At 57.2% G+C, this 25,904-nt stretch carries 26 protein-coding genes and 1 tRNA gene; 11 read left to right on the top strand and 16 right to left on the bottom strand.

What is annotated here, in order from left to right:
• The first annotated feature begins 1 nt into the window (after window position 1).
• The gene (locus K0O24_RS11280; RefSeq protein ID WP_219892850.1) at window positions 2-484 is read left to right on the top strand and encodes a GreA/GreB family elongation factor; all 483 of its coding nucleotides are present in this window, start codon (window positions 2-4) and stop codon (window positions 482-484) included.
• Between the two features lie 10 nt (window positions 485-494).
• Here K0O24_RS11280 and K0O24_RS11275 read toward each other — a convergent pair whose 3' ends face one another.
• From K0O24_RS11275 to aspS, 4 genes are all read right to left on the bottom strand, one after another.
• Window positions 495-959: a hypothetical protein gene (locus K0O24_RS11275; RefSeq protein WP_219892849.1), complete on the bottom strand. Its 465-nt coding sequence runs from the start codon at window positions 957-959 to the stop codon at window positions 495-497.
• Window positions 960-1,058: 99 nt separating this feature from the next.
• Window positions 1,059-1,868: a polyphosphate kinase 2 family protein gene (locus K0O24_RS11270; RefSeq protein ID WP_219892848.1), complete on the bottom strand. Its 810-nt coding sequence runs from the start codon at window positions 1,866-1,868 to the stop codon at window positions 1,059-1,061.
• A 69-nt stretch (window positions 1,869-1,937) separates the two neighbouring features.
• Window positions 1,938-2,816 (bottom strand): alpha/beta fold hydrolase, encoded by an 879-nt coding sequence (locus K0O24_RS11265; protein ID WP_219892847.1) that lies wholly within the window; start codon window positions 2,814-2,816, stop codon window positions 1,938-1,940.
• On the bottom strand, window positions 2,813-4,594 hold the full coding sequence (gene aspS / locus K0O24_RS11260; protein ID WP_219892846.1) for an aspartate--tRNA ligase: 1,782 nt from the start codon (window positions 4,592-4,594) through the stop codon (window positions 2,813-2,815). The genes K0O24_RS11265 and aspS overlap by 4 nt, the downstream gene beginning before the upstream one ends.
• A 91-nt stretch (window positions 4,595-4,685) precedes the next feature.
• Here aspS and rnd point away from each other — a divergent pair, with 91 nt between their 5' ends.
• On the top strand, window positions 4,686-5,858 hold the full coding sequence (rnd, locus tag K0O24_RS11255) for a ribonuclease D (protein WP_219892845.1): 1,173 nt from the start codon (window positions 4,686-4,688) through the stop codon (window positions 5,856-5,858).
• A gap of 2 nt (window positions 5,859-5,860) precedes the next feature.
• Here rnd and K0O24_RS11250 read toward each other — a convergent pair whose 3' ends face one another.
• The 4 genes from K0O24_RS11250 to K0O24_RS11235 are packed head-to-tail and all read right to left on the bottom strand — an operon-like array spanning window position 5,861 to window position 11,330.
• Window positions 5,861-7,264 carry a Ppx/GppA phosphatase family protein gene (locus tag K0O24_RS11250; protein ID WP_246610966.1) on the bottom strand — a complete coding sequence of 468 codons (1,404 nt, stop codon included), beginning with the start codon at window positions 7,262-7,264 and terminating at the stop codon, window positions 5,861-5,863.
• A 56-nt stretch (window positions 7,265-7,320) separates the two neighbouring features.
• Window positions 7,321-9,504: an RNA degradosome polyphosphate kinase gene (locus K0O24_RS11245; protein WP_246610965.1), complete on the bottom strand. Its 2,184-nt coding sequence runs from the start codon at window positions 9,502-9,504 to the stop codon at window positions 7,321-7,323.
• The gene (locus K0O24_RS11240) at window positions 9,491-10,102 is read right to left on the bottom strand and encodes an HdaA/DnaA family protein (protein ID WP_219892844.1); all 612 of its coding nucleotides are present in this window, start codon (window positions 10,100-10,102) and stop codon (window positions 9,491-9,493) included. Before K0O24_RS11240 ends, K0O24_RS11245 begins: the two co-directional genes overlap by 14 nt.
• Before the next feature lie 4 nt (window positions 10,103-10,106).
• The gene (locus K0O24_RS11235) at window positions 10,107-11,330 is read right to left on the bottom strand and encodes a heavy-metal-associated domain-containing protein (protein WP_219892843.1); all 1,224 of its coding nucleotides are present in this window, start codon (window positions 11,328-11,330) and stop codon (window positions 10,107-10,109) included.
• A gap of 60 nt (window positions 11,331-11,390) precedes the next feature.
• Between K0O24_RS11235 and purM the strand changes: the two genes are divergently transcribed.
• On the top strand, window positions 11,391-12,497 hold the full coding sequence (purM, locus tag K0O24_RS11230) for a phosphoribosylformylglycinamidine cyclo-ligase (RefSeq protein ID WP_219892842.1): 1,107 nt from the start codon (window positions 11,391-11,393) through the stop codon (window positions 12,495-12,497).
• Window positions 12,490-13,440 carry a phosphoribosylglycinamide formyltransferase gene (gene purN / locus K0O24_RS11225; protein ID WP_219892841.1) on the top strand — a complete coding sequence of 317 codons (951 nt, stop codon included), beginning with the start codon at window positions 12,490-12,492 and terminating at the stop codon, window positions 13,438-13,440. The genes purM and purN overlap by 8 nt, the downstream gene beginning before the upstream one ends.
• 13 nt (window positions 13,441-13,453) lie before the next feature.
• On the opposite strand, the gene hisN is transcribed toward purN, so the two are convergent.
• Both hisN and ndk read right to left on the bottom strand, forming a co-directional pair.
• Complete coding sequence (gene hisN / locus K0O24_RS11220) at window positions 13,454-14,260, bottom strand: histidinol-phosphatase (protein WP_219892840.1); 807 nt, start codon at window positions 14,258-14,260, stop codon at window positions 13,454-13,456.
• Window positions 14,208-14,630, bottom strand: coding sequence for a nucleoside-diphosphate kinase (gene ndk, locus K0O24_RS11215; RefSeq protein ID WP_219892839.1), 423 nt, complete (start codon window positions 14,628-14,630; stop codon window positions 14,208-14,210). Before ndk ends, hisN begins: the two co-directional genes overlap by 53 nt.
• Before the next feature lie 120 nt (window positions 14,631-14,750).
• On the opposite strand from ndk, the gene K0O24_RS11210 reads away from it, so the two are divergent.
• From K0O24_RS11210 to K0O24_RS11180, 7 genes are all read left to right on the top strand, one after another.
• Window positions 14,751-15,734: an agmatine deiminase family protein gene (locus tag K0O24_RS11210; protein ID WP_219892838.1), complete on the top strand. Its 984-nt coding sequence runs from the start codon at window positions 14,751-14,753 to the stop codon at window positions 15,732-15,734.
• Entirely contained in the window at window positions 15,731-16,579 is an 849-nt protein-coding gene (gene aguB, locus K0O24_RS11205) for an N-carbamoylputrescine amidase (RefSeq protein ID WP_219892837.1), read from the top strand. The genes K0O24_RS11210 and aguB overlap by 4 nt, the downstream gene beginning before the upstream one ends.
• A gap of 21 nt (window positions 16,580-16,600) precedes the next feature.
• Window positions 16,601-16,894 carry a putative quinol monooxygenase gene (locus K0O24_RS11200; RefSeq protein ID WP_219892836.1) on the top strand — a complete coding sequence of 98 codons (294 nt, stop codon included), beginning with the start codon at window positions 16,601-16,603 and terminating at the stop codon, window positions 16,892-16,894.
• Window positions 16,895-16,899: 5 nt separating this feature from the next.
• The gene (gene folK / locus K0O24_RS11195) at window positions 16,900-17,391 is read left to right on the top strand and encodes a 2-amino-4-hydroxy-6-hydroxymethyldihydropteridine diphosphokinase (protein ID WP_219892835.1); all 492 of its coding nucleotides are present in this window, start codon (window positions 16,900-16,902) and stop codon (window positions 17,389-17,391) included.
• A 16-nt stretch (window positions 17,392-17,407) separates the two neighbouring features.
• Window positions 17,408-17,483: transfer RNA gene (locus K0O24_RS11190), tRNA-Lys, on the top strand.
• Window positions 17,484-17,818: 335 nt separating this feature from the next.
• A complete protein-coding gene (locus K0O24_RS11185) occupies window positions 17,819-19,504 on the top strand; it encodes a sensor histidine kinase (RefSeq protein WP_219892834.1) in 1,686 nt (561 codons plus the stop codon).
• A gap of 1 nt (window position 19,505) precedes the next feature.
• On the top strand, window positions 19,506-20,135 hold the full coding sequence (locus K0O24_RS11180; RefSeq protein WP_219892833.1) for a response regulator: 630 nt from the start codon (window positions 19,506-19,508) through the stop codon (window positions 20,133-20,135).
• A 30-nt stretch (window positions 20,136-20,165) separates the two neighbouring features.
• Here K0O24_RS11180 and K0O24_RS11175 read toward each other — a convergent pair whose 3' ends face one another.
• The 6 genes from K0O24_RS11175 to K0O24_RS11150 form a co-directional block, all read right to left on the bottom strand.
• Window positions 20,166-20,702, bottom strand: coding sequence for an A24 family peptidase (locus K0O24_RS11175; protein ID WP_219892832.1), 537 nt, complete (start codon window positions 20,700-20,702; stop codon window positions 20,166-20,168).
• Entirely contained in the window at window positions 20,699-21,217 is a 519-nt protein-coding gene (locus tag K0O24_RS11170) for a tetratricopeptide repeat protein (RefSeq protein WP_219892831.1), read from the bottom strand. Before K0O24_RS11170 ends, K0O24_RS11175 begins: the two co-directional genes overlap by 4 nt.
• A gap of 281 nt (window positions 21,218-21,498) precedes the next feature.
• Complete coding sequence (locus K0O24_RS11165) at window positions 21,499-22,428, bottom strand: LytR C-terminal domain-containing protein (protein WP_219892830.1); 930 nt, start codon at window positions 22,426-22,428, stop codon at window positions 21,499-21,501.
• A 130-nt stretch (window positions 22,429-22,558) separates the two neighbouring features.
• Entirely contained in the window at window positions 22,559-23,527 is a 969-nt protein-coding gene (locus K0O24_RS11160; RefSeq protein ID WP_219892829.1) for a type II secretion system F family protein, read from the bottom strand.
• A 2-nt stretch (window positions 23,528-23,529) separates the two neighbouring features.
• Window positions 23,530-24,528, bottom strand: a complete 999-nt coding sequence (locus K0O24_RS11155; protein ID WP_219892828.1) for a type II secretion system F family protein — start codon at window positions 24,526-24,528, stop codon at window positions 23,530-23,532.
• Window positions 24,529-25,902 (bottom strand): TadA family conjugal transfer-associated ATPase, encoded by a 1,374-nt coding sequence (locus K0O24_RS11150; RefSeq protein ID WP_219892827.1) that lies wholly within the window; start codon window positions 25,900-25,902, stop codon window positions 24,529-24,531. It abuts the gene before it with no gap.
• Window positions 25,903-25,904 lie beyond the last annotated feature (2 nt).

Raw genomic sequence — 25,904 nt, 5'->3', positions numbered from 1 at the left:
TATGGACCAGCCGAATTACATCACTCCGCAAGGTCTCGCCGCGCTTAGGGCCCGCTACGATCAACTTTTTGCCGATGAGCGGCCCAAACTGGTGGAGGTTGTCAGTTGGGCCGCTGGTAATGGTGATCGCTCCGAAAATGGCGACTATCTTTACGGCAAGAAGCGACTGCGTGAAATCGACCGGGAACTGGGTTGGCTTTCGCGGCGCATGAAAGCAGCCCGGACAATCAATCCAGCCGAACAACCGGACAAGAACCGGGTCTGGTTTGGAGCGACGGTCACGATTGCGGATGAGGATGATCGCCAGCGAGTCGTCACATTGGTCGGCGATGATGAACAGGATGCCTCCGCCGGACGCATCGGCTGGAGTTCACCGATCGCAAAGGCACTGCGTGGTGCAAGCGTTGGCGACCTCCGGCGTGTTGTCCTTCCAGCCGGTGAGAAGGTATGGGAAGTTATTGAAATCCGTTATCCGGAGGGATGACACACGACTGCTATTCTGGAAAATCGGTGACCACGACATCCCAGTGATCCTCAAGCAATGAAAACCTTAGCGTTTCTTCAGTCGCTAGTTTCCCCGGATCCTTGTACAATCGCGCCTTCGCGTCTGCCCATCGATCTTCCCAAGCGGGGTCATTCAAAGCAGCGGCAGCATCACGATAGGTGATGGTCACCCGCATATCCCAGCGTGGACCGCCCGCCATATGCAAGAAGGCGTACTCGGATTTCATATCGAGAATGAAGCCTTCCTTGCGCATTTCTTCAAGCAGGGGCTGATGGTTCTTTTGGTAAAGGGCAACGAAATCCTTCAGCGATCCCCATTTGACCCGGTAGTAGGACTCCACTTTGGTCGGCACGTCTTTGGCGCGAACAGCCGAAGCGACGCGAGTTTCTGCTGCTGCCGGGGCGACAAGCAATAGGATTGCCGCGGAAATTGCTGTCGAAGCTAAAGCTCTCATGTGATTTCCCTCCCTGAAGTGAATCCAATCTGACGCAATTCGCAGGCCTGCAAAACATTTTTCTTCTGGGCTCTGTGAGGCTTTATACTCAAGCTGCGGCTACTCGGGATCCCGTCCCTCCGACTGAAACCGGATTTGCTGTCCTAACGCTGCTTCTGCCAATTTCACGAGCTCCGGATCGGCAACGAGCGGTTTCATGGCGACGTTGCGTTCAAGCGTATCAGCAATCGTCGTGAGAGCGGCAATTCGGGCCGCCTTCTTGTTGTTCCCGTCAATGACGGACCAAGGTGCCCAGCGCGTATCGGTTCGCGCGAACATGTCGTGGTAGGCCTTCAGGTAATCTGCGCGGCGCGCACGGTTCCGGTAATCCTCTGCTCCCGTCTTCCACCGCTTCCAAGGGTCTTCGAGGCGCTCCTTCAGTCGCTTGTCCTGTTCGTCCTGGGTGACATGCATGAAGAGCTTGATCAGCGTGACGCCATTGTCTTTCTGCTGGGCCTCGAATTCATTGATTTCGTCATAGGCGCGCTTCCATTCGGCTTCCGAACAAAAGCCTTCGACCCGTTCGACTAGAACCCGCCCATACCAGGTACGGTCAAAGATGTTGATTTCGCCCTTGCCCGGCAGCCGCTTCCAGAAGCGCCAAAGAAAGTGGCGGACGCGTTCTTCCTCTGTCGGCGCCCCAATCGGCCAGACTTCGAACCAGCGCGGATCCCAGGGCGACGTCAGGCGCGAAATCGCGCCACCCTTGCCCGATGCATCCCAACCTTCAATGGCTATGATTGCTGAGCGCCCATGCACGATATGCGCCACCTGTATGCGCGCTAATCGTTCCTGCAGGGCAAGCAAATCCGCCGCATAATCGCCCTCGTATTTGCGGCCGTCTTCGAAATCCGAAAGGTCTATTGTCATTGGCTCTGGCCCTTGTGTCCGCTTTGGCTTTACCAGCTTCACGCCCGCTTTGCGAACCAGTTAACCCTGTTATTTTAACAGTTCGATCATCAATCCGGCGAGGCGCTCTGGCGCCTCCATCGGGATGAAATGGGACAGTTCAGACCATTGCAGATCGTTGCCGTTGCGAAATTGCTTGGCCAGTTCCGGCCAGGTCGGACTGATCGAAAAGTCCATCGCCGATGCGCGCTCGCCGGTTCGCGCACGAAGGACAGTGACAGGGCACGTAATGGCGCCAATCAAGGGATAGATGTCGCAACCCGCATTGCCGAGATAGGCTGATGCTTCGAGATAGGGCAAACAGCCCAGTTCAAAGCTGCCGTCTCCTGTCGGGAGCAATCCATAGTCGCAATAGTCATGAAGCACTTCGGGCTTCCAGCTTGCGTAGGGCGCCCGATCCGCAAATCGTGTGAACATTTCATTGGCATTGGTCCAGGAATTGCGCCGACGCGAAACAGGGTGGTCTGCCGGATCCAATGGGCCTTCAGCGGCTCGATCATGATACCATTCTGGCGGCAGCAGAACGGGGTCCACGAGCAGTAGCCCGCATACAGCATCCGGCATACGCGCTGCGACGAGTGCACCGACGAAGCCCCCCATACTGTGCCCGGCCACGAAAAAAGGCCAATGCCCTATAGCATGCAGCAGTGCCGCAATATCCTCCGCAATGAGACCCCAATCAGAGAGCGTGTCGGGTCTAAAGCTCCGGCCATGACCTCTCAGATCAGGCGCTACAACATGTGTTCCTTCCGGAAGCGCCGCCACGACCCGATCCCAGCAGCGGGCGTGAAAGCCCGTCGCATGAAGCAGGAGAATGGATGGCCCCTGCCCCGCTGTGCCCCATTCGAACCAGCAAATCTCGCCTGCTGGCGCTGCGAAGCGGTGCTCGACCGGCTGGGGCCCGCTCATCCCGCTTTGGGCTGGTCCACAATGCGGATGTTCAGCTCACGTAACTGCTTTGCCGTTACTGGCCCGGGCGCACCCATCATCAGGTCTTCCGCTTTCTGATTCATCGGAAAAACAATGACTTCGCGGATATTGGGCTCGTCTGCCAGCAACATGACGATGCGATCGATTCCCGGAGCGGACCCTCCGTGTGGCGGTGCCCCGAACTTGAAGGCGTTGATCATGCCCGAGAAATTGGCATCCACATCCTCGCGGGAATATCCAGCGATCTCAAAGGCCTTGTACATGATTTCAGGCCGGTGATTCCGGATTGCGCCGGATGACAGCTCAACGCCGTTGCAAACAATGTCATACTGATAGGCAAGAATATCGAGCGGATCCTTTGTCTCCAACGCTTCGAGTTCTCCTTGCGGCATCGAGAAGGGGTTGTGACTGAAATCGACCTTCTTCGCATCCTCGTCATATTCGAACATCGGGAAATCCACGATCCAGCAGAATTTGAAACACCCCTGCTCGATCAGCCCGAGTTCTTCACCCACGCGGGTGCGGGCGGCCCCTGCAAGCTTTGCTGCCTGCAATTCCTTGCCGGCTGCAAAGAAGCAGCCATCGTCCGGGCCAAGGCCCATCGCCTCGTAAATTGCCTTCATGCCGTCTTCGCCATGATTCTTGGCGATCGGCCCGCCGAATTCGCCGCCCTTGCGCGTGACATAGCCAAGGCCGGCATGACCCTCCGACCGAGCCCATTCGTTCATGTCATCAAAGAATTTGCGGCTCTTCTCCGCTGTTTTCGGCGCCGGGATTGCGCGCACGACACCGCCATCACCCACGATCCGCTCAAACAGGCCAAAACCTGACTTTGCAAAATGGACGGTCACGTCCGTGATCAACAGGGGGTTACGAAGGTCGGGCTTGTCCGATCCATATTTGAGCATCGATTCGCGGAACGGAATGCGCGGAAACGGAGCCGGGCTTACCGCGCGGCCATTGGCAAACTCTTCAAACACCCCATGCAAAACTGGTTCAATAGCCGCAAAAACATCGTCTTGCGTGACGAAACTCATTTCGAAATCGAGCTGGTAAAATTCTCCAGGCGAACGATCCGCACGGGCATCTTCATCGCGAAAGCACGGTGCGATCTGAAAATAGCGATCAAACCCGGCAACCATCAGGAGCTGCTTGAACATCTGCGGCGCCTGCGGCAGCGCGTAGAATTTGCCGGGGTGGACGCGGCTCGGCACCAGATAGTCACGCGCACCTTCCGGGCTGGATGCCGTCAGGATCGGTGTCTGGAACTCGGTGAAGCCCTGATCGATCATGCGCTTGCGGATCGAGGAGATGACGTTCGAGCGCAGTACGATATTGGCATGCAACCGCTCGCGCCTCAGATCGAGGAAGCGATAGCGCAGGCGGATATCTTCGGGATACTCCGCATCACCGAACACCGGCATCGGCAATTCCTGCGCGGCCGATTGGACGCTGACGTCACGGGCGCGAACCTCGATTTCACCCGTTGGCAGGTTGGCATTCACCGTTGCCCCGTCACGCGCAACGACGTCGCCCGTGATTGTGACCACTGATTCGGCTCGCGCACGGTCAAGGACCTTGAAGGCGTCCGAATCCGTGTCAGTCACGATCTGGGTCAGCCCGTAATGATCGCGCAGGTCGACGAACAGCAATCCGCCGTGATCCCGCTTGCGGTGAATCCACCCCGACAGACGGACTGACTGGCCAACATCGGCGGCGCGCAACTGAGCGCAGTTATGAGTGCGATATGCGTGCATGAAGCATCAATTCTATTGGAAAAATGGTTGATGCGCCTAACAGCGGTGCACGCGGTGTTTGTCAAGCGGAACGGAAGCGTTAAGGGGCATCATGCAGATTCACCCGTTGATCGAGGACTCCGACGCTCTTGCCGATTTGTGCGCGCGACTGGCCAAATCGCCATTCGTCGCCGTCGATACGGAATTCATGCGCGAGAACACCTACTGGCCCGAACTTTGCCTCATCCAGATTGCCGATGCCAATGAAGCAGCCGCAATAGATCCCATGCGTGAAGGGCTGGACCTATCCCCCCTGCTTGATCTGCTCGTCGACAATGAGGATGTTCTCAAGGTTTTTCATGCAGGCGCGCAAGATATTGAAATTGTTTATAATCTGACTGGTAAAACCCCTCACCCGCTGTTCGATACGCAAATCGCGGCGATGGCCTTGGGCCAGGGCGAGCAGATCGGATATTCCAATCTTGTCGACAGCTGGCTGGGGATTGCGCTGGACAAGGGCGCTCGGTTTACGGACTGGGCGCGGCGTCCTCTGGACAAGCGCCAGATCGACTATGCAATCGGTGACGTGACCCATTTGTCGACTCTGTTTCCCAAAATGCTCGAAAGACTGCGCAAGACAGGGCGCGGCGGTTGGCTTGATCAGGAGATGGAGCGGCTGGCGGACCCGGCCAATTATGAGAATGACCCTGAATTGTCATGGAAGCGCATCCGGATCGTCGGCCGCAAACCCGAAGTGCTTGGCCGGCTGAAATCGCTGGCAGCCTGGCGCGAACGCGAGGCGCAAAACAAGAATCTCCCACGCGGACGCATCATTAAGGATGAGACAATGGCAGACATTGCAGCTCATCCTCCGCGCAGTCAGGCCGATCTCGCCAAAGTGCGGGGGCTTTCGCCCGCGTGGGCCGGCAATGACATTGGCGGACGATTGATGGCGATATTGGGAGCGGCCGAGCCACTTCGACCAGACGAAATGCCGCCCCGCGATGACAAGAAACCGGGCCTTGGCAAGGAAGGCGCGCTGGTTGCAGACCTCCTAAAGCTTCTGCTCAAGATCCGTGCGCGCGAAATCAATGTGGCGGCGCGCCTGCTTGCGCGTTCGGAAGAGCTCGAATTGCTGGCGGCTGGCCAAAGGACTGGCTTGCCGATGCTGGAGGATTGGCGATTCGATCAATTCGGGCAGGACGCACTTGCGCTCGTCGAGGGTAAGCTCGCATTTGCCGTACTAGACGGAAAACTGTGCATGACACGCACGGGAGAGGCGTGACGTCAGGTTCGGCCAATCTCCGGAGACTTGCCAAGCGCATTGCCAAGCTGGCGCAACCGCCGTTCAACGGCATCTCCAAGCAGCAACTCGACATCGCCCTTGATCTTCAGGATCAATTGGTCCCCTGAGACGGAAACACCCGACTGTTTCAGCGGAGTTGCGACCCCGCCGCTCAGCCTTTGACCCAATCGGATCGCAAGGCCCCAGTTTTGGGCGCGCTTCAGTTCCTCTTCCGTAGCGAGTTTGCGCAGTATGGCAGGTCTGTCATTACCTCCGCCGAAGGCCGAGAACAGCGCCTGTCCGATCATGGCGCGGCCACGGGCGTCAATACCAAGCCAATTTCCGTGCAAGGCAACTTCAAGCCCTCTTTCCGCACGAAAATCCGGATTGGCCGCCCAACCAATGTCGCCCAAAAGACAGGATGCCAGCCTCAGTCGGCGGTCGATTGTCGATTCTTGCACAAATAACGGAGAAATCCAACGATCAAGCAAATCGCCATGTTCGGGGAACCGGCCATGCAGCTCGCCTTCGGCCCTGGCCGCTTCAATCAACGGATCGAGTGCTTTCTCGCTGTCCGACAACTGCCGATAATGCAAACCTTCACGCAGCCCGGTTGCCGATACGATATAGGCACTCGGCTGCAGCAATCGCCTGATTTCCCAAAGCAACGCCGCAGCATCGACCATCGTGGGATATCGCGCACCGGTCACAATATTGTGTTCTTTAAGCAAGTTACGATCAAGTTTTGCAACAGCGCGGACAAGTGAGGCAGGCGCGGTGCCTGGCATGGCATAATGATGGACGATCGGCAGCGGGTAGCGCGCCATATACATATGAATACGGGCCAATGAACGCCAGGATCCTCCAACGAGGTAAAAGGGCAATCCCTTTCCAAAGTCCATCCAGCCCTTGGGCTTGAACAGTTTCTTGACCTCCTTGCGGAGCTCGCCTTCCCCACCTTCTCGAATAAGGGAAAGGCGCAGAACCCCCAGTGGGAAAGACTCTCGCTCGAGCACCTTGCCGTTCTCGACACGCGCCAACTCAAGGCTTCCGCCGCCGAGATCCCCCACAATCCCTTTTGCGTCTTCTATGCCGGCTATAACTCCATAGCCAGCTGCTTCAGCCTCCTCGTCGCCAGACAGCAACTCGACCGAGAGTCCAAGACCTCTGATCTGCTCCAGGAATGCGGATCCGTTGCTCGCCTGACGAACGGCGGCCGTCGCAACGGTTGTCGGTTCCGGCACCCCCATGAGCGAGGCGAGATAGCGGAAACGCGCAAGCGAATGCAGCGTGGCCTTCATGGCCTTAACCTCAAGAAGGCCGGTCGAGACGACTCCCCGACCAAGACCCGCCATCACCTTTTCATTGAAAAGGACTGAAGGTGCGCGGGCCGGGCCGCTGAACACAACCAACCGTACCGAGTTCGAACCTATGTCGATGACAGCATGTCGACCCGAATCGGTTATTTTCTCCTGTCGAAGCGCAGTTTCGGCACTGCCGCCGCCTTGTCGAGAGCTGCCCCCCGCCCCGAAAGCGACGGGTTCGTCATGAAATACCGGTGGAGATTGAATGGTTTGTCTCCGTGCGCAATGCGAACATAGCGGCCATCAGCCTGTAGTTCCCAGCTTTGCTCATTATCGAGCAGATTGGCAACCATCACCTGATCGAGAACCTGATCGTGAACCGTCGGATTCTCGATCGGCAGCATATACTCAACGCGACGATCAAAGTTCCGTTGCATCCAGTCAGCAGAGGAAATGTACACACGGGCCTTGTCATTGGGGAGCGCCGCACCATTTCCGAATGCCCAGATCCGGCTGTGTTCCAGGAAGCGTCCGACAACCGATTTTACGCGGATATTTTCCGATAGGCCCGGAACACCAGGCCTCAGACAGCAGATTCCCCGCACGACGAGATCAATGGGTACGCCCGCACTGCTCGCTTCATACAATTTCTCGATCATCGCCGGATCGACCAGCGAGTTGAATTTCGCCCAGATGCCCGACTTCCTGCCCGCGCGTTCGTTCGCGATTTCCTTGTCGATCAATTCAAACAGCGACGACCGGAGGTTTCTCGGGCTCATACTCAGCATTTCGAGCTTTGACGGCTCCACATATCCCGTGATGTAGTTGAAGATCTGCGCCGCATCCCGACCCGCACGCGGATCCGCCGTAAAGAAGCTCAGATCGGTATAAATACGCGCTGTTACCGGGTGATAATTGCCCGTGCCGAAGTGACAATAGGTCCGGTATTTTCCGTTTTCGCGCCTGACCACCATCGAAATCTTCGCGTGTGTCTTCCAGTCGATGAATCCATAGACCACCTGCACGCCTGCGCGTTCCAACTGGTTCGCCCACAGCAGGTTTTGTTCCTCATCGAAGCGGGCCTTGAGTTCGACAACAGCCGTAACCGACTTTCCGGCTTCAGCTGCATCGATCAGGGCCCGGATAACGGCAGATTGCTTGCCCGCACGGTAAAGCGTCTGCTTGATCGCCACGACATCAGGGTCGGCCGCCGCCTGGCTCAGGAAAGCAAGGACAACATCAAAGGCCTCATAGGGATGGTGGACAAGAATATCCTTGGCTGAAATTGCCGCAAAGCAATCGCCGTCATGCTCTCGGATACGCTCCGGAAAGCGCGGTGTGTAAGGCGTGAACTTCAGGTCTGGCCGGTCTTCATCGACCAGCTGCGCCAGATCCCCGATTCCCAGAAACCCTCCCGTTTCGGAGATAATCGCGTCGTTTCCGCCAAATTCATTCTTCACGACGGCTTCCAGCTGCTCAGGCATACCGGTTTCAACTTCGAGGCGAATCACCCTGCCCCGCCGCCGACGCTTGATGGCACTGCGGAAATAGCGAACCAGATCTTCGGCTTCTTCCTCAATTTCAATATCGCTGTCCCGGATGATCCGGAACGCGCCTGCGCCCAGAACCTCATAGCCCGGGAAAAGGAGGCCCGTGAAACGCCTCAGAAGCGTCTCCATCGTCACATAGCGCGCCTTTCGCCCTGGTATTCGGACAAAACGCGGCAAGGATGACGGGATCATGACCAGCTCCCGTATCGGCTCCCCATCTGAAATGCGCCGCAGATCGAGCAGCATGCTCAAGCCCTGATTCGGGATGAACGGGAACGGATGCGCCGGATCGAGCGCTTGCGGCGTCAGCACCGGGAAAATCTGTTCGCGGAAATGCTTCTCTAGGGACGTCGCAACCTCCCCCTGAATCGCCTCTTCATCAAGGACACTGATTCCGGAATCGCTGAGCTCGGAGGAAAGGCGCGCCCATTGCGCCTGCTGGGCAGCCATGAGTGCGTCTGCATCACGGGCAATCGCTTCGAGCTGCTGCGTTGGTGTCATACCATCTACGCTTCGCTCTTCAATATGTTGTAATTGCTGCCCTTTGAGACCCGCCACACGGACCATGAAGAACTCGTCGAGGTTGGTTCCCGAGATCGACAGGAACCGCAAGCGCTCCAGCAAGGGGTGCGCCTGATTCTGTGATTCTTCGAGCACACGCTGGTTGAAGGCGAGCCAGCTCAATTCGCGGTTGAAGTAACGCACGCCAGAATCAGCAGAGCGTGTCTCGAGCGCTTCGGCTTTTTCGTTCTTTTCCAATTCGTTGAGCATGTACGCCTTAGTCCGTTTCATCCATCAGGTGCTGTTCCTCAAGAACGGCACGCGCCAACCGTGTTGTAACAGCGCGATGTTGCGAAAGTGCGACTGTGTCGATGGCATCCACAATGCGCATCAGGGCAACATAGCTCCGTTCGATTCGGCTGGCGATATAGGCTGTTGTTTCGGGCGTTATCTGCAGTCCTCGCCGAGCAAACAGCTTTTCAAGCAACATTCTGGCAAGAGTATCGTCAGGTTCGTTTATCGTGAAGACCGGAGTGGCAGACAGACGAGACGCAAGGTCAGGCAAGCGAACCTTCCAGAGAGGAGGTGGCGAAAGCGCAACGAGAAGGAGCGGCTTGCGTTCTTCCTGTGCTAGGTTCCAGCGATGGAACAGGTCCACTTCCTTGTGCTGTTCGGCATCATCAATGAATGTGCCCCCAGTCTTCGCCGCGAAGATGCGCCCAAGCAGAGACCGACCTGACTTTCTGGGACCGGTCAGGATTGCGGCTCGAACCGGCCAGCTTCCGGGACGATCGATGCCGTCGACCGCAGCGCGATTGGAGGCCGTGACAATATAGCTTTCCGCATCTTCCGGCGCTGGCCAATCGAACGGCAGGGCAATCTGTGACATGGCGTTAGCGACTGATGCGGAGCGCGCCGCCACCTTCCTGAACGCGGAACCCCTTGGCGGCAAGCGCGGCCTTCAACGCACCAATATCCCCTGCATAGGTCACCCGCATGACCGAGATACCGCCTAGGGCAAGGCTGCCCGTGGACGCAGAACGCACTCCTGCAATCCCCCGGACGGCGGCCTCAGTGCTGCCGACAGACGCCACATCCGGCGTTTCATACTGCACGCTGAACGTAGCCGTTCCCGCAGTGGCGACACCTGAATCGGCTGTTTCTGTCGTATCGGTTGCTTCCAAACCCGGCACGTCTTCCGGCACGAGTGCATCAGCCTCAACTGGCTGCTCGATCACCAGCGACGAATCGGGGCGCAATCGCCCGTCTGCCAAGGCCTGCGAAAATATCTGGTCCATGCGCCGGACGCCTTCGTCCATCATCTGCGGTATCCCGGCACTTGAGCCGACGCGCAGGACAAAATTCGACAAAAGCCGGTTGTCGGGTCCGAACCGGGCCGAGAAATGGCCGATCACCGGGCCTCCCGGCCACATGCGTTCGAGCCGGACCTGCGGAATGAGCACGTCCGCTGCACCATATTGATCAAGCAACATCCGCCACCAGCGCCGACCGGGTCTCCCGGTCTGCCCATAGTTCAGGAGCAACGGGTCAGCCCCGGTGCCACTGGGCCGGACATAATCAATCGAACTTCCGCCGGTGCGAAAGCGCGCCCATGCCTTTTGCCATTCGGTCCGGGTTTCGAAGCTCTGCGGCGTGCCACCAGACCATTGGACAGGAATGACCAGAAGCGGCGCAGAGCGGATCGAGGAGCCGCTGACCCCCAAAATCTGTCCGGCGCGGACGCGATCAAACAGAACCCCGAGTGTCGCAATATAGCGATTCGGTCCGACCTGTTCATTGTCGACGACGATTCCAGCCACTATCGAATCAAGAGCAGAATCGCTCAACCCCGGCGCCGGTCCTCCGTGGACATTGCTCCACAACAACCGCCATCCCTGCCGCTGCGCCTCTCTCCAGCCGCCGTAGCGGGCTGCATCGGCCGTTTTTGCGGCAACATCGACCTTGATGCCCGAAACTTCGAAGTCCGAAGAACTGTCAATCGGCGCAACGCCGCGGTCTCCGCCCTCGATCTGGGCAATGACGGCAGCGCCAAGACCAGCGAGGCCAAGTGCAAAGGCAAGTGGAACAGGCCTCAAAAAACGGGAAAAATCATTCACACGACCCTTTTGGCGATGGAATCGTGGAATTCCAAGCACGTTGTCGATACGGGAGGCGCGATGACTCAGAGACATAATCAGGACGAGCCCTATACCTATGCCAAGGCAGGGGTTTCAATCTCTGCCGGAAATGCGCTTGTCCGCGCAATCGCGCCGCTGGCGCGATCGACCCGGCGCGCCGGCGCAGACGCAGATCTTGGCGGTTTTGGTGGCTTCTTCGATCTAAAGGCGGCCGGCTTTACCGATCCGCTTCTCGTCGCCGCAAATGACGGTGTTGGCACCAAGCTGAAACTCGCCATCGATTCGGGGCGGCACGAGGGCGTGGGAATCGATCTGGTTGCCATGTGCGCCAACGACCTGATCGTGCAGGGTGCAGAACCGCTTTTCTTCCTCGACTATTACGCCAGCGGAAAGCTCGACAATATTGTCGCCGAAAAGGTCGTTGCGAGCATCGCGGAGGGCTGCAAGCAGGCCGGCTGTGCCCTGATCGGCGGAGAGACTGCCGAAATGCCCGGCATGTATGCAGATGGCGACTATGACCTTGCCGGGTTCTGCGTCGGTGCAGTCGAACGCGACCAGGTGCTGACAGCAGACAAGGTGGCCGCAGGAGACGTTATTCTTGGCCTGGCCTCATCGGGGGTCCATTCGAACGGGTTCTCGCTCGTGCGCAGGCTGGCAGCGGACAAGGGCTGGAAGCTGGACCGCCCCGCGCTGTTCGACCAGAATGTCTTGCTGATCGACGCGCTGATGGCACCGACGAAGATCTACGTGAAATCGTTGCTGCCCGAGGTCCGCAAGGGACGCATCCATGCAATGGCGCATATCACGGGCGGCGGGATTCTCGAAAATATCCCGCGCGTGTTGCCAGCCGGCCTTCACGCCCATGTCGACGCCGATCTCTGGCCCCAGCCAAGGCTGATGGCCTTCCTCCAGGCGCAGGGCAATATCGAGCCGGAAGAGATGGCACGCACATTCAATTGCGGAATCGGGATGGCCGTGGTGGTGAACGAAGCCGACGCCGCCTCGGTGACTCAGTCGCTTGAACAGCAAGGCGAAAGCGTCTTTCGGATCGGCCGCATCGCCGCTGGAGAAAAAGGCTGCACCGTTGCCGGAAGTGCGGAAACCTGGTCCGCACGAACCGCCTGGAGCGCGACGCATCATGGCTAAGGCGCGGGTCGCGGTGCTGATCTCAGGCCGTGGCTCCAACATGGCGGCACTGGTCTACGCCGCAAAGCACCCGAAATGCCCTTATGAAGTGGTTCTCGTGGCCGCCAATGATCCGGATGCGCCGGGCCTGAAACTGGCACACGCCGAAGGCATCCCGGTATTCGCACAAAGCCACAAGGGCATGAAGCGCGCAGACTTCGATGCCCTCATGACCGCCCAACTCAAGGTGGTACGGACCGAATATGTCGCCCTGGCCGGCTATATGCGACTGCTGTCGCCCAGTTTCGTCAATGACTGGCGCGATCGCATCCTCAACATTCACCCATCGCTGCTGCCGAAATACAAGGGGCTGGATACGCATGAGCGAGCCATTGCGGCTGGAGACAGTGCATCAGGCTGCACCGTCCATGTCGTGACAGCCGAACTCGATGACGGGCCTATCCTGGGCCAGACCCCGGTCGCAATTCTACCGGACGATACGGCCGAGACGCTGGCCGACCGCATCCTGATCGCCGAGCATCAGCTTTATTCGCGCGTATTGGCAGAATACACGTCTCGGGAACGCCAGCCGGACTGGCTGCTGGAACAGATACGCACGCGGGCGCTGGCACTGCCAGAAGCGGATGAGACCGTATCGCACGGCATGCCTTGCTTCGGCATCATCAAGGGCAAGAAATTCGCCTATTTCACCCACGATCATCATGGCGACGGCAAGACCGCCATTCTCGTCAAGATCAGTGGTCTCGATGAACAGGCCATGCTGATCGAGGCGGATGCGGATCGCTATTACCGCCCGGCCTATTTTGGCGACGGCTGGATCGGGATACGCCTCGACCTGGGTGACAATGACTGGGCGGGCATTGCCGACTGGCTGAGGAAAAGCTGGATCGCCATTGCTCCACCAAAACTCCGGCAGGGTTTCGCAATCGCTGACGAATTCTAGCGGCTTTCGGACTTCATCCGTTCAGTCGTTCGATTATGTGAGGCAGCAGTTCCGCGTCGCCGCAGGCAATGACATGGCCTTCGCTGGTGCTGGTCAGTGGATTTCCCTGCCAGTCGCGCATGATGCCGCCTGCGCCTTCCACGACGGGTACGAGTGCCGCAAAATCATGAAGCTTGAGGCCGGATTCGACAACGATGTCGATCTGCCCGATCGCAACCAGCCCGTAATTGTAACAGTCTCCACCATAGAGCGTGTCTCGCGTTGCAGGGACGAGGCGCTCAAAGGCGCGCAGATGGTCTACAGAAAATGCCGCGGGCGATGTGGTGGCCTGAACGGCCTGCGCGAGTGCAGCACATTTGCGCGTGTTCGCCCGAGCGCCGTTGAAGAGCGTGCCCTGCCCTGCTGCGCCGATCCAACGCTCTCCACTTATAGGCTGGTCGATCAGCCCCAGGATCGGCACACCTTCCTCGATCAAGGCAATAAGCGTCCCGAAGATCGGACGGCCGCCCACGAAACTGCGCGTGCCGTCAATGGGGTCGAGTACCCACACGCGCGAAGCGCCTTCGCGGGTACTGCCATATTCTTCGCCGATGATCCCCTCATCGGGCCGTTCCACATCAAGGATTGCCCGGATCGCGGCTTCGGCAGCCCGGTCAGCCAAAGTCACGGGCGTTGCATCAGCTTTCATTTCCAGCCCGAATGCAGACCGGAAATAGGGCCGGATCGCCGCCCCTGCCGCATCGGCAAGGCGGCTCGCCAGGGCAAGATCAGCCGACAATTTCTTCCGGCTTGAAGAAATAGGCGATTTCGATCGCGGCATTTTCGTCGCTGTCCGACCCATGGACCGAATTGGCTTCAATCGATTCAGCGTGCGTCTTGCGGATCGTGCCTTCGGCGGCATTCTCCGGGTTGGTTGCGCCCATGATGTCGCGATTGCGCTGGACGGCATTTTCGCCCTCGAGAACTTGAACGACAACCGGACCTGACGTCATGAACGCAACAAGATCGTTGAAAAACGGCCGTTCCTTGTGGACGGCATAGAAGCCTTCCGCCTGGGCCTTGGTCATGTGAATGCGCTTCGACGCCACGACGCGGAGGCCGGCATCTTCCAGCATCTTGGTCACGGCACCCGTCAGGTTGCGCCGCGTCGCGTCGGGCTTGATGATCGAAAAGGTACGATTGGCGGCCATGTCTGGTCGTCTCCACTGGACTTGAGGGGTTGGATTTGGCCGCGCATCTATAGGCTGCGAGGGGCAAGGGCAAGGGGTTCGACTTGAACCCTTGCCCCTGCGCCGACTAAAGCCGCCTGCATGACTCGGTATCAACCGCCCGAATGGGCTCCGCATGACAGTGTCTGGATCGGCTTTCCAAGCGATGTCGATCTATGGCTTGACGATCTTGAAGCCGCACAGGCCGAAGTGGCTGCGTTCGCTCGCGCCGTGCATGCCGGCGGACGCGGTGAAAAGGTACAACTGGTCTGCGCCAATGGCCTTGCCGAGGAAGCCGCGCGCGCGCTGGCCGGAGACTGCGCGCAGATCATTTCCGCGCCCTTTTTCGATATCTGGCTCCGCGATACGGGCCCGATCATCATCCGGAACGAGCACGGCCATCTGGCGCTCGATTACCGGAGCAACGGCTGGGGCGGCAAATACCCTTCCCCGCTCGACGAACATGTGGCGGAGATTCTCTGCACCCAATCGGGCATCATGCGCGAACCCAAGAGCTGGATCCTTGAAGGCGGGGCCATCGATGTCGATGGCGCAGGGCTGTGTGTCACAACCGGGCAGTGCCTCCTCAATCCCAATCGCAACCCGGAACTGGCGCGACGCGATATCGAGGACCGGCTGTGCGCCGACCTTGGCCTTGAACAGGTGCTGTGGCTCGGCGTCGGCCTCAAGAACGACCATACCGATGGCCATGTGGACAATATCGCCCGGTTCGTCGGACCTGGGAAGCTTGCGCTGCCCGAACCATTTGGCGACGATGACCCCAATGCCGGGATTTTCGCTGATGCCCTGGCCCGGACAAAGGATTGGCCGGTCGAGATCGTGACGATCCCGTCCGCTGGCCGGCATGAAGCCGAGGGCGAAGTCATTCCCGCCAGCCACATGAATTTCTATATCGGCAATGCTGCTGTGGTCGTTCCCACCTATGGCGGGCCAAGCGACGCTGCCGCAGTCGCCGCAATCGCAAAGCTCTTTCCGGATCGGGAGACGGTCGGCCTGCCGTCAGGACATATCCTGACAGGTGGTGGTTCATTCCATTGCATCAGCCAGCAAGTGCCTTCACTATGAGACCCATGCACGTAGCCGCTCTCCAGCTTGCGCTCAGCGACGATATCGATGCCAATATCGCATCCGTGTCCGCGCTCGTCCGCGAAGCGGCTGGCCGCGGGGCAAAGATTATCCTCCCGCCCGAATTGTTCGAAGGCCATTATTTCTGCCAGACGGAGGAAGACCGCTTCTTCGCACGCGCAAAGCCGGTTGAGGCACACAAGGCCGTGCAGGCCATGCAGGCACTGGCGGCCGAACTGCACGTCTACATTCCGACCAGCTTTTTCGAGGCGGACGGCCCCCATTATTACAACAGCCTGGCGATGATCGACGACAGCGGTGCAGTAATGGGCGTGTATCGCAAGACGCACATCCCGGACGGGCCCGGCTATGAAGAGAAGTTCTATTTCCGACCGGGAAACACCGGCTTCAAGGTCTGGCCAACCCGCTATGGCACGATCGGCATCGGGATCTGCTGGGACCAATGGTATCCGGAGACCGCTCGGGCAATGATGCTGATGGGGGCGGATATCCTGTTCTTCCCGACGGCAATCGGGGATGAACCCGCGGCCGAAGAGCTTGACACCTCCCGCCTTTGGCGCCGGGCCATGGTCGGCCATGCAGTGTCCAATGTCGTGCCCGTCGTTGCGGCCAACCGCACAGGCGTTGAAGGCGCGATGAGCTTTTATGGCCATAGTTTCATCACAGATGAACGAGGCGATTTCGTTGCCAAGATGGGCGATGGGGCGCAAGGCGTGCTTGACGCGACCTTTGACCTCGAACAGATCGCGAAACATCGCGCAACGTTCGGCTTTTTCCGCGACCGGCGACCTGACATGTATGGTCGGCTGGTCGCAGATATTTGAATTTCAACAAGGAGTAGAGAAATGACCGTGGCCCGCCACTATATCATGACCGCAAAGCAAGGCGGAAGCGCGCAACTGGAGACCGCACTGTCCAATCTGGCAGATGCCGTCCGCAAGGTGCCAGGCAGCGAGGGCGTCGAATTGCTGCGCGATGCCGGCGATGAGCATCGTTTTGTCTTTATCGAGAAATGGGAATCCATTGCCGCGCACAAGGGCGCTGGCGATCATCTCGCCAAGGAAGCGCTTGCACCATTGCGTGATGCGATCGACGGGCCTCCGGAAGGCTGTTACCTCGATTATCTGAAAACTGTCTGACCGCGGTGCGCAGCCGTTTCGCGATCGCACTGGGTTCAAACCGGCGCCATGTCCGATTCGGTGCGCCTGAAGCTGTAATCCGCGCGGCTCTCACGCGGCTGGCCGGGAAGAAAGTCCATGTGATTGCGGCGTCTCGCACGGTGCGGAGCCGCCCGCTGGGGCCGTCCCGCCGTACCTATGCCAATGCGGCCGCTCTCATCGAAACCCGCTTCGAACCGCAAAGGCTCCTCAAACGCCTCAAGAAGATCGAACGGGAATTTGGCAGAAAACCGGGGGGATCTCGCTGGTCCGCGCGCACGCTTGACCTCGATATTCTGCTTTGGTCGAGGGGAAGCTGGGCCTCGCCAACCTTGGTTGTTCCGCACCGTGAATTCCGGCGCAGGTCCTTTGTGCTGGGTCCGCTTGCGACGATCGCAGGAGATTGGCGCGATCCTTTGTCAGGCCTGACTGTCCGCCAACTCAAGGCCCGCCTTGACCGCAAGCGCCCCGCCGCATAGGGGATCGCGCTTGGTGGGGCCCTTAGCTCAGTCGGTAGAGCAACTGACTTTTAATCAGTAGGTCGCTGGTTCGAATCCAGCAGGGCTCACCAATGTCTGTTAATTTGCAGATGGTTACTGATTGATTTCTTGCAGGGACTTGTTGGACTCATTTCGTGTCCGCTTTATGTCCGAAATCGATTCGCGCACCGGACAAAAAAGGCCAGAAGTGGTTTGAACAAGCCCAGCGCCAATTGCCGGGGAATTCCACTGCTGGCATCTGTCGGTCCCGCCGCCACTGAAGTTGAGTCGCCGACTCCAGGAAAAGTTCTGTCATCTGGTCCATTACCAGCTGCCGGACAAGACATCCGTGCCTCAGACTGCAGAAAGTCCCCAAAAAATTCGGAACTCGAGTGACAATGTCATTCGGCAAGGGCAATGTTACCATATGGGGGCCGACACAAGCAAAGTCAGTCGATTTTTCGAACAGCGTTTTGGACGCAGTTCGCGTGGTGCACTTGATTTGACGCGGATAATGGCAGCGCTTGTCGGCCTTGTGTCTGGCCTGACGCTAGATCCGGGTTCTCCGAATCTAATCCCGACCTTCGTTTATGGCATCCTGGTCGCATGGAGCCTCCTGATCATCGTCATGCCGATTATTTCCTGGCAGTTGGATATGCGCTTGACCGGGTTGGTGCTGACGGCCGATCTCGCGATCATAGCCCTGATAATCATTTGGCATCAGCACTTGACCCTTTTCGTGCTGCCCTATTCACTCCTTCTATTCCTGACGATGCACCGCGCATTTATGGATCGACTGCAGCTTGCCGCAATTGTGGGCGCCTGTCTGCTTATCGCGGTTTTCGGGACAAATGACCCCCCACTTCTCCTCCACGCCAAGATTGACGTGCCCATATTGGTGCGCCTCCTGTTTGTCCTTCTTTGCCTGTTGGTCGTCGTGTCGGTCCGGTCCAGGCTCCAATACATCCGCAAATTCCGACTATGGTCTGATGGACTTTTGATATCGGGCACCCATTCACAAGCCATCCCATTGGAATTCATGCTTGAGCGCATTGCTGCGCGATACCCGGGAAGCCGGCTCATCTGGCTTGAAAATGAAGTCTCAGACAATCCGCGGATTATGTGCCTGGATAATGGCGAGCTATTGGAAATGTCGACGCCAGCCGCAAAATGGCTGGAGGCAAGAAACTGGATGATGAGTGAGCGAGCATTCATGTTCGATATAGGTCGGCTCAGAGTTCTGCATCGCGCCGAAGTCGAAAGCCCCGAGGTAAATGGTGACGTAGATCGAGAGATTGAATTCATGGCTGCACTTGGGTTGGCAGGCTACGGCATGAGCTTTCCAGTGCGCGTTGCCGAAGATTCAGCCCGCGTTTTCATAGCAGAAACGGAGCGTCCGTCGGTACAGGCCTTGCGCGAAGTGATTGAAGTCGGGAGAGCGGCAGAAGCACTCTTTGAGCGCTTCCACTTTCAGGGGGCTTGGCGAGAGCGAGCCTATCTGGAAGCGCGCACTGCGCTCGGGCGTGACCTGCATGATACCGTCCTGCAAACAATGGCAAGTTTGCGCATGCAAATAGCGGCCATCTTGTCACGACCCACGATGGCTGCGGAATCCGAAGTGCGAACAGCAATACTGCAATTGCAGTCGACTGTTGCGGAAGAACAAAGGACGTTCCGGGAAATTTTGGATGAAGGTCATCGTGCGTCGAGTGAGGCGGTAGAATTGAATGCCATATTGGCAAATCGCCTGCTCGCCCTTTCAAAGCAATGGGGCATAGATTGCGCCTTCATGCCTTCGGCTGATGACCTCATGGTTGATGGCAATACCGCCGTCGAAGTCGAATTCATCATCCGAGAGGTCGTATCCAATTCGGTGCAACATGGTCGAGCAAAGAATATTACCGTGCGCATTTCAATTGCGGACGGCATGCTTTTGTTAGCCATCACCAACGAAGAGGATCGCCCACGGGAACTGATCGAAAATGGCACGGACGGAGAAATCAAGTCCAAATCCCTGGCTCGTCGATTGACATCGATCAGGGCATCAGCATACGCTGACGGCGTAATAAAGGGGTCCTTGCTCTCCATTCGGATTCCGCTATCGAGAAACTGATATGGCCAAGCTCATGCTGGCGGACGACCATCCGCTTTATCTGGACGGAATGATCCAGTTTCTGGCTGCTAACAATCATGAAATTGTGTGTGTGGCTCACTCGGCAACCGAAACGATTGCCAAGATTTCTACCGTCACCCCCGACATCTTGATTCTTGATGTTTCGATGAAGGACGGAACAGGCGTCGACGTGCTCGGGCACCTCCGCAGTTCCGGGCAAAATTTGCCGGTCATCTTCATGACTGTGTCCATAGATCCGGCACTTACAGTCGAGGCCTTGAAGTACGGAATAAATGGTATTGTTCTCAAGGACAGCGAGCCGGCGGAGCTCCTCAAGGCCATTGAAATGGTTCTTGAAGGTGAATCTTGCATTGACCATTCGGTTACCGAACGGGCCTTGCAATATTCGGTATCGGACAAGCGAAAGGTCGCTTCACGCGAAGATCTCCTTACGGAACGCGAGCGACATATAACCGAGCTCGTGCGTGAAGGCCTTCGTAACAATGAAATTGCAATCCGTTGTGGGCTGACAGAGGGAACAGTAAAGGTTCATCTGCACAACATCTTTCAAAAGCTTGGGGTCCGCTCGCGTGCCGAACTCATCGTGCAATCGCGCCGCGATGCTGCATAATTGTCCTTAAGCTCAACCTTGATTTTGGCATCAGGTCTGCTTGAACGGACTTTCTAACAGGATTTCTTTTGCGGTAGGCTGCGGCGCTGGATTGAACGCATATACTTGGCTGCACAAAATTGCCCCTGCAGAAATCGCAAGGCCATAGGGTATTGGACCCTTCGCTTTGAGGGCCGCCCACCCAATCCTGTCTGCAAATCTACTCGGAAGAAGTCGGCGGACGAAGATGAAAACAAGCGCGACGAGCGCTCCGCCTAGAGTGATGGCAAATAAGAGATAAGGTGCGGCTGAAAAGTCAAACCAGAGTGCGGCAGCGGCAAAGAGCTTGACGTCACCTCCACCAAGCCATTTTTTCGCAAACAGGAAAATGCCTGCCGAAAGAGTGAACAAAAACAACGCCAAATTCTGCCACATGTCGGTTTGGAAGCCGATGGACATGGCTCGCGCGAAATAAAGTCCCACGATCGCAACGGGAAAAAAGTTCGATATCCTGAGCTTCCACATATCCTGTGCAGCGGCGCAGAGCAGCAGGCCGGAAAAACCGATTGCGAAATAATCCAGCATCATTTCTCCTGCCTGCCTTCCGCCATTTCAAGATTGGAAGCAGCGCGTTCGAAATAGGATGGGCTGAGCTTGATCGCTTCGTTGAAATAGCTTTTTGCGGCTTCAAGATTACCGCCTAGGTAAGCCATATAACCGGCATTGTTGAGCCGATAGGCCTGTGCTTCATTACTTGCTGTGATCGGCTTTCCTTGGCCTGCTTGTGCCAGATCTAGATTGTTAGATATCCGCTCATCAGCAGGTGCAAGTGACATCGCTTTGGTGAGAAAGATTTCCGCTTCGCCAAACCGGCGTTGTAACAACAACGAAAAACCCACATTGTTTAAGACGGCAGGCTGGTCCGGCGCCAACGCCAACGCCTTTGCGTAGGCAATGCGCCCGGCTTCCCAGTCGCCTTTACGATCAGCAAGAACACCAAGCGCGTTCAGGGACTGCCAGCGATCTGGGCACCGCTGCAAAGCTTCATCCAACGAAGCCTTGGCTGCATTGATTCTTCCCAAGCGAAGCGCAGCAAGCCCCATACCTTCTCGAGCAACGCAATTCTCGCTGTCGGAATCGCTTGCCGCCTTGAAGTGCAGAAACGCGTCGCCGCTCTTTTCCTCTGCGAGCGCAAGTTTGCCGAGAACAAGCTGGTACTCGATTGACTTCGCGGCCGTCGGGGACCTTTCCGCGATGCCAATCATCTCTCGTGCCTGGACCAGCCTGCCATGCTCGATCGCACGACTGATCTTGCTCATATATTCCACGTCTTGCGCGCTCGCGGCGACAAATGCCGAGGCAAGGATGGTAAGCAGGTCCGGAATCACCCGCGTCTTGCGCTCCTGCCAATCTTCGCCAAATAGGCCGCTGCATCCTGACCAAGCAAAAGCGTGACTCGGCGAACACGGCTGTCTGCCACGGTTCGCACAGCGATAGGCAGCCTGCCTTGAAGCGCTAAAGCTTCGGCTCGAGCGTTTTTCGGATAGACAATCCAGGATTGAGCAAGGCGCCGATCGGCATCAGCAATCCGGGAAACCGTTCCGTTACGTGCCAGCAATGCTTGCATTTTTTGCGCTGCGCCCTTGCGAGCACCGGCATTCATGATCCGAATGGCGGATGCGGCGGCAGTGCGCACGACGGCCGGTGCGTCGGCCTTCACTGCGACACTACGTGGAGCGATCATTATCCGCGCAGGAGTCATAGACTGAGCCTTGAGCTTTACAGCTTCTGAAACGGCATGGGATTTGGGTGCATCAAGAGCAATCTGGATGCTTTTTCCCCTGCTGACTGGCTGGGGATCAGTGGCAAGTCTTACATCTGCGGGCTGTATTGTCATGGGAGGCGTCGGAGCATTGGGCAATGAGGATGCTACCTCATTCGCAACTGGTGTAACGATCGGCAACTGCGCAATATTTCCGGTTTTCTCTTCGCTCACCGACGCTGCTTGTTGCGCAATGCTGGGCTTTTCCTTGATGGCATCCCACTCTGCCAGCAAAGCTTCGGCTTCCCCGTCCCGCCCCTGCATTCTTAGCGAGCGCGCCATATTCCGGTAGATGCGACCGTCATCTGGAGCGTAAGCAAGAGCAAGTTCATAATTGCGGCTGGCCAGATCAAATCGCCCAATCATGTCATAGGCAGATGCCAAGCCATTATAACCTTCAGGGGATTGCGGCGCTTCGCGGACGGCCTTGCGAAACTCTTCAATAGCAAGGGCATACTCACCTCGAGCGAACAGAGCGCGACCTTGAGACATAGAGGGTCCCGCAAGTGTCAAAGGCGCCGCGGAAGACAGTTTTCGCACGTCGGGACCGACATGAGCTGCACAACCCCAAGCACCCAAGGACAAGAATGATAATGCTAATACACCGCGGGCTGAAACCATTTTAGCCTCCTGCTAGAACTGGAAGAATCTGCCGAATTACCCGAATACCGGCGGGCAGCATGAGAACGCCGATCATGACAGGCAGCATGCATGCAACGAGGGGAATGGACAAAAGAACTGGCAAGCGATGCGCTTTTTCCTCAGCGCGCATGCGACGCTTTTCCCGCATTTCTGCGGCGTAGATCCTCAAGGTCGTCCCAATGCTTGATCCGAGTTTGTCCGATTGGATCAAAAGTGTCGAAAAAGACCGAATCTCGTCGACCTGCACCCGATCGGCCATGCGCCGAAGCGACTCTTCTCGACTCCGACCTGCTCGCAGTTCAAGCACAACATTGCCCAGCATCTCCGAAACGAGGGAATGTGAAATGCTCATTTCCCGGCCAACGCGATCAAAGGCGGCCTCAATCCCCAATCCGGCTTCTACGCAGACCAACATGAGATCGAGTGCATCCGGGAACCCATTGACAATCTTTTGCTGTCGCCGATCGGAGCGCGCCGTAATCCACAAATTCGGGAGATAGAGCCCCGCAACGGCTGAAATAGATCCTATAAAGTATAGCTTTATAAGGGACGGTGACTCGTTAGACGTCAAGCTGACAGTAATGAAAAGTAGCGGAAACCCGAGCGTCATTCCCAACCGGATCAGAGTGAACCATCGCGGAGCGTAGGTCGAACTATAACCCGCTGAAATCAATCTGGCCCGCAACCCCTCAGCGTTTGTGTCCGATAGCGATAGTCCCCGTCTTTCGATTGCATCGACCAATCGGGTCCATGCGTTGCGTGTGGCATCCGCGCGCAATGACATCGCGCTACCGTCCGGCAATTGACCTGCGCTCGCTTCTATCCTTCTACGAACAGCTTGCCGGCCCGCGACAAAGGCATTGAGAACAAGTACCCCAATGACGACCAATGCGAAAATGGCGGCGAGGACAGCCATCCGGCCCCAATTTTGTGCGAGCAAGCCTTCCATCGTCAAACCTCCAGGTCGATCATGCGGCGGATCGAGAAGAAGCCGATGAAATAGAGAACAACGAGTCCGAGAAAGCCGGGCAAGAATGCGGGATCGTTGGAAACGTCAAGATAGAAAGAAGGATTCAGAATAAACAAGGCAACAAAGGCCAGCACTGGCAAGGCAGTGAGAATGAGTGCCGTCATGCGCCCTTCGGAACTCAGCGCCCGAACCTTCATGAACATGCTTGCACGCTCACGAATGACCCCGGCAAGGTTTTCGAGGATCTCGGCAAGATTGCCTCCGGTTTCGTTTTGCACTGCGAGACACACGACGAACATTTGCATGTCCTGCAAATTCCAGCGGTCAGCCATTGCCTGGAGGGAATCCCTCATATCGGCTCCGTAGGAAATTTCGTCAGTCACGAGGCCGAACTCACTTCCGATCGGATCAGTCATTTCCTTGGTCAAAAGATCAAGGGCTGATGCCACGGGGTGACCTGCGCGCAGGCCTCGCACAAACACATCGAGTGCAACCGGAAACTGGGCTTCCATCTTCTTGCGCCGATTGTCAGCCATCCGGGACAGGACGAGAAATGGCAGTCCAAATGCTGCTGATATCGAAAATACAAATATCATCAGCAATTTCCCGAGGTTAAACCCGAGTCCACCCAAATACACAAAGGCCGACAGGCTCACCATCAGCACTGTAAATGCGCTCGCCATCACGAGCAGAATCAGGCCTGGCGATGCGGAAAGGCCCGCGCCATGCAAAATGCGCCCCATGACGCGCCAAAGGCCAGCTATCGGCTCGGGCAGGTTTGCATCCCGGCGATCATCGCGTCGCAGGCGCGACATGACGACAGATCTGTCGATGCCAGACCGGATCATCTTCAAACGTTTGTTGATTGCCCTTTCAGAACCTCTGCTGGCGCGAAGCCAGCCCACAATGCCCTCAATAGCAAGCATCACCGATCCGAAGATCAGGATCAAAAGAAAGATTCGGACAACTTGCGGAGACATTTAGCTTAACCTCAAGTCAGGGCGAAAGAGTTCGGGAGAAAGCTGAATTCCATGGTCGGCAAGATCAGTCATGAATTTCGGCCGGATGCCAGTCGCTTCGAAATGACCAAGCACATTCCCGCTTTCATCGCGGCCGGCAAACTTGAACCTGAAAATGTCCTGCATGGTAACAACTTCGCCTTCCATGCCGGTAATTTCGCTGAGGCTCAGCAATCGCCGCCGACCATCGGCCTGTCGGCCGATCTGGATGACGATATTGAGTGCAGAAGCGATCTGTCCCCGAGCAGATCTTGGCGAAATCTCGACAGTGCTCATGCCTATCATCTGCTCAATACGCGTCAGGGCGTCGCGTGCACTATTTGCATGGACGGTCGTCATCGAACCGTCATGGCCGGTATTCATCGCTTGCAGCATGTCGAATGCCTCGCCAGCGCGAACTTCACCGACAATTATGCGGTCAGGACGCATGCGCAGCGCGTTCTTCACCAGATCGCGCTGGCTTATCTCACCCCGACCTTCAATATTCGGCGGCCTTGTTTCCAAGCGCACCACGTGCCGCTGCTGAAGCTGCAGTTCCGCTGAATCCTCGATCGTCACAATACGTTCGGCTTCATCGATGTATGCCGACATCGCATTGAGCAAAGTCGTCTTGCCGGAGCCGGTGCCTCCCGAAATGAGCACATTACGCCGCGCGGCAACGATCGCCTCTAGAACCTGAGCCACTGCCTCCGGAATACTGCCAAATTCCACCAGTTTGGCCATATTGATTGGAATCTTGGCGAATTTGCGGATGGATAGTGACGAGCCATCAACCGCAAGCGGCGGCACAACCGCATTGACGCGCGAACCGTCGGCGAGGCGCGCATCGACGAACGGCGAAGACTCATCAATCCGGCGACCGACTGCAGCGACAATTTTCTGGATGATGCGAAGTAGGTGCTTTTCATCCTTGAAGCAGACCGTGGTTTCCTCAAGCTTGCCCTTGCGCTCAACGAAAACCTGGCTGTGACCGTTGACCAGAATGTCGGTAATTGTAGGGTCCTTGAGCAATGGCTCAAGCGGCCCAAGACCCAGCAACTCGTCAAGTACGTCAGAAACGAGCTGGCGCCGTTCTTCCAGATTGAGCGCATGCTTCTGCAACGCGAGCTGTTCATGAACAATCTCGCCAACTTCCTCCTCAACTTGCTGGCGAGACATGCCCTCGAGCGCTGACAGGTTGATCAGATCAAGCAACTGCCGGTGGATTTCGACCTTGAGCGCCATGTTGATATTGTCGTTCGCACTCGGTTCCATGATTTGACCAAGTGGAATCACACGGCGTTCAGGGTCAGCTGCAAGGGCCTCTTTCGTGCCGGGCTTTTTGATCTGCCACATAC

It is taken from the genome of Aquisediminimonas profunda (assembly GCF_019443285.1).
Classification (GTDB): Bacteria; Pseudomonadota; Alphaproteobacteria; order Sphingomonadales; family Sphingomonadaceae; genus Aquisediminimonas; species Aquisediminimonas profunda.
This window is presented reverse-complemented; position numbering and strand designations above follow the sequence as displayed.

What these genes read in the sequence shown, in the direction of transcription:
- K0O24_RS11210 (WP_219892838.1), top strand. Translation starts at nt 14,751, where the DNA reads ATGACTCGGTATCAACCGCCCGAATGGGCTCCGCATGACAGTGTCTGG.
- K0O24_RS11175 (WP_219892832.1), bottom strand. Translation starts at nt 20,702, where the DNA reads ATGATGCTGGATTATTTCGCAATCGGTTTTTCCGGCCTGCTGCTCTGC.
- K0O24_RS11165 (WP_219892830.1), bottom strand. Translation starts at nt 22,428, where the DNA reads ATGTCTCAAGGTCGCGCTCTGTTCGCTCGAGGTGAGTATGCCCTTGCT.
- K0O24_RS11265 (WP_219892847.1), bottom strand. Translation starts at nt 2,816, where the DNA reads ATGAGCGGGCCCCAGCCGGTCGAGCACCGCTTCGCAGCGCCAGCAGGC.
- rnd (WP_219892845.1), top strand. Translation starts at nt 4,686, where the DNA reads ATGCAGATTCACCCGTTGATCGAGGACTCCGACGCTCTTGCCGATTTG.
- hisN (WP_219892840.1), bottom strand. Translation starts at nt 14,260, where the DNA reads ATGCCGCGATCGAAATCGCCTATTTCTTCAAGCCGGAAGAAATTGTCG.
- K0O24_RS11155 (WP_219892828.1), bottom strand. Translation starts at nt 24,528, where the DNA reads ATGTCTCCGCAAGTTGTCCGAATCTTTCTTTTGATCCTGATCTTCGGA.
- K0O24_RS11185 (WP_219892834.1), top strand. Translation starts at nt 17,819, where the DNA reads ATGGGGGCCGACACAAGCAAAGTCAGTCGATTTTTCGAACAGCGTTTT.
- K0O24_RS11160 (WP_219892829.1), bottom strand. Translation starts at nt 23,527, where the DNA reads ATGGAAGGCTTGCTCGCACAAAATTGGGGCCGGATGGCTGTCCTCGCC.
- K0O24_RS11280 (WP_219892850.1), top strand. Translation starts at nt 2, where the DNA reads ATGGACCAGCCGAATTACATCACTCCGCAAGGTCTCGCCGCGCTTAGG.
- K0O24_RS11240 (WP_219892844.1), bottom strand. Translation starts at nt 10,102, where the DNA reads ATGTCACAGATTGCCCTGCCGTTCGATTGGCCAGCGCCGGAAGATGCG.
- K0O24_RS11150 (WP_219892827.1), bottom strand. Translation starts at nt 25,902, where the DNA reads ATGTGGCAGATCAAAAAGCCCGGCACGAAAGAGGCCCTTGCAGCTGAC.
- aguB (WP_219892837.1), top strand. Translation starts at nt 15,731, where the DNA reads ATGAGACCCATGCACGTAGCCGCTCTCCAGCTTGCGCTCAGCGACGAT.
- K0O24_RS11270 (WP_219892848.1), bottom strand. Translation starts at nt 1,868, where the DNA reads ATGACAATAGACCTTTCGGATTTCGAAGACGGCCGCAAATACGAGGGC.
- K0O24_RS11245 (WP_246610965.1), bottom strand. Translation starts at nt 9,504, where the DNA reads ATGAAACGGACTAAGGCGTACATGCTCAACGAATTGGAAAAGAACGAA.
- purN (WP_219892841.1), top strand. Translation starts at nt 12,490, where the DNA reads ATGGCTAAGGCGCGGGTCGCGGTGCTGATCTCAGGCCGTGGCTCCAAC.
- purM (WP_219892842.1), top strand. Translation starts at nt 11,391, where the DNA reads ATGACTCAGAGACATAATCAGGACGAGCCCTATACCTATGCCAAGGCA.
- K0O24_RS11180 (WP_219892833.1), top strand. Translation starts at nt 19,506, where the DNA reads ATGGCCAAGCTCATGCTGGCGGACGACCATCCGCTTTATCTGGACGGA.
- aspS (WP_219892846.1), bottom strand. Translation starts at nt 4,594, where the DNA reads ATGCACGCATATCGCACTCATAACTGCGCTCAGTTGCGCGCCGCCGAT.
- ndk (WP_219892839.1), bottom strand. Translation starts at nt 14,630, where the DNA reads ATGGCCGCCAATCGTACCTTTTCGATCATCAAGCCCGACGCGACGCGG.
- K0O24_RS11170 (WP_219892831.1), bottom strand. Translation starts at nt 21,217, where the DNA reads ATGGGGCTTGCTGCGCTTCGCTTGGGAAGAATCAATGCAGCCAAGGCT.
- K0O24_RS11200 (WP_219892836.1), top strand. Translation starts at nt 16,601, where the DNA reads ATGACCGTGGCCCGCCACTATATCATGACCGCAAAGCAAGGCGGAAGC.
- K0O24_RS11275 (WP_219892849.1), bottom strand. Translation starts at nt 959, where the DNA reads ATGAGAGCTTTAGCTTCGACAGCAATTTCCGCGGCAATCCTATTGCTT.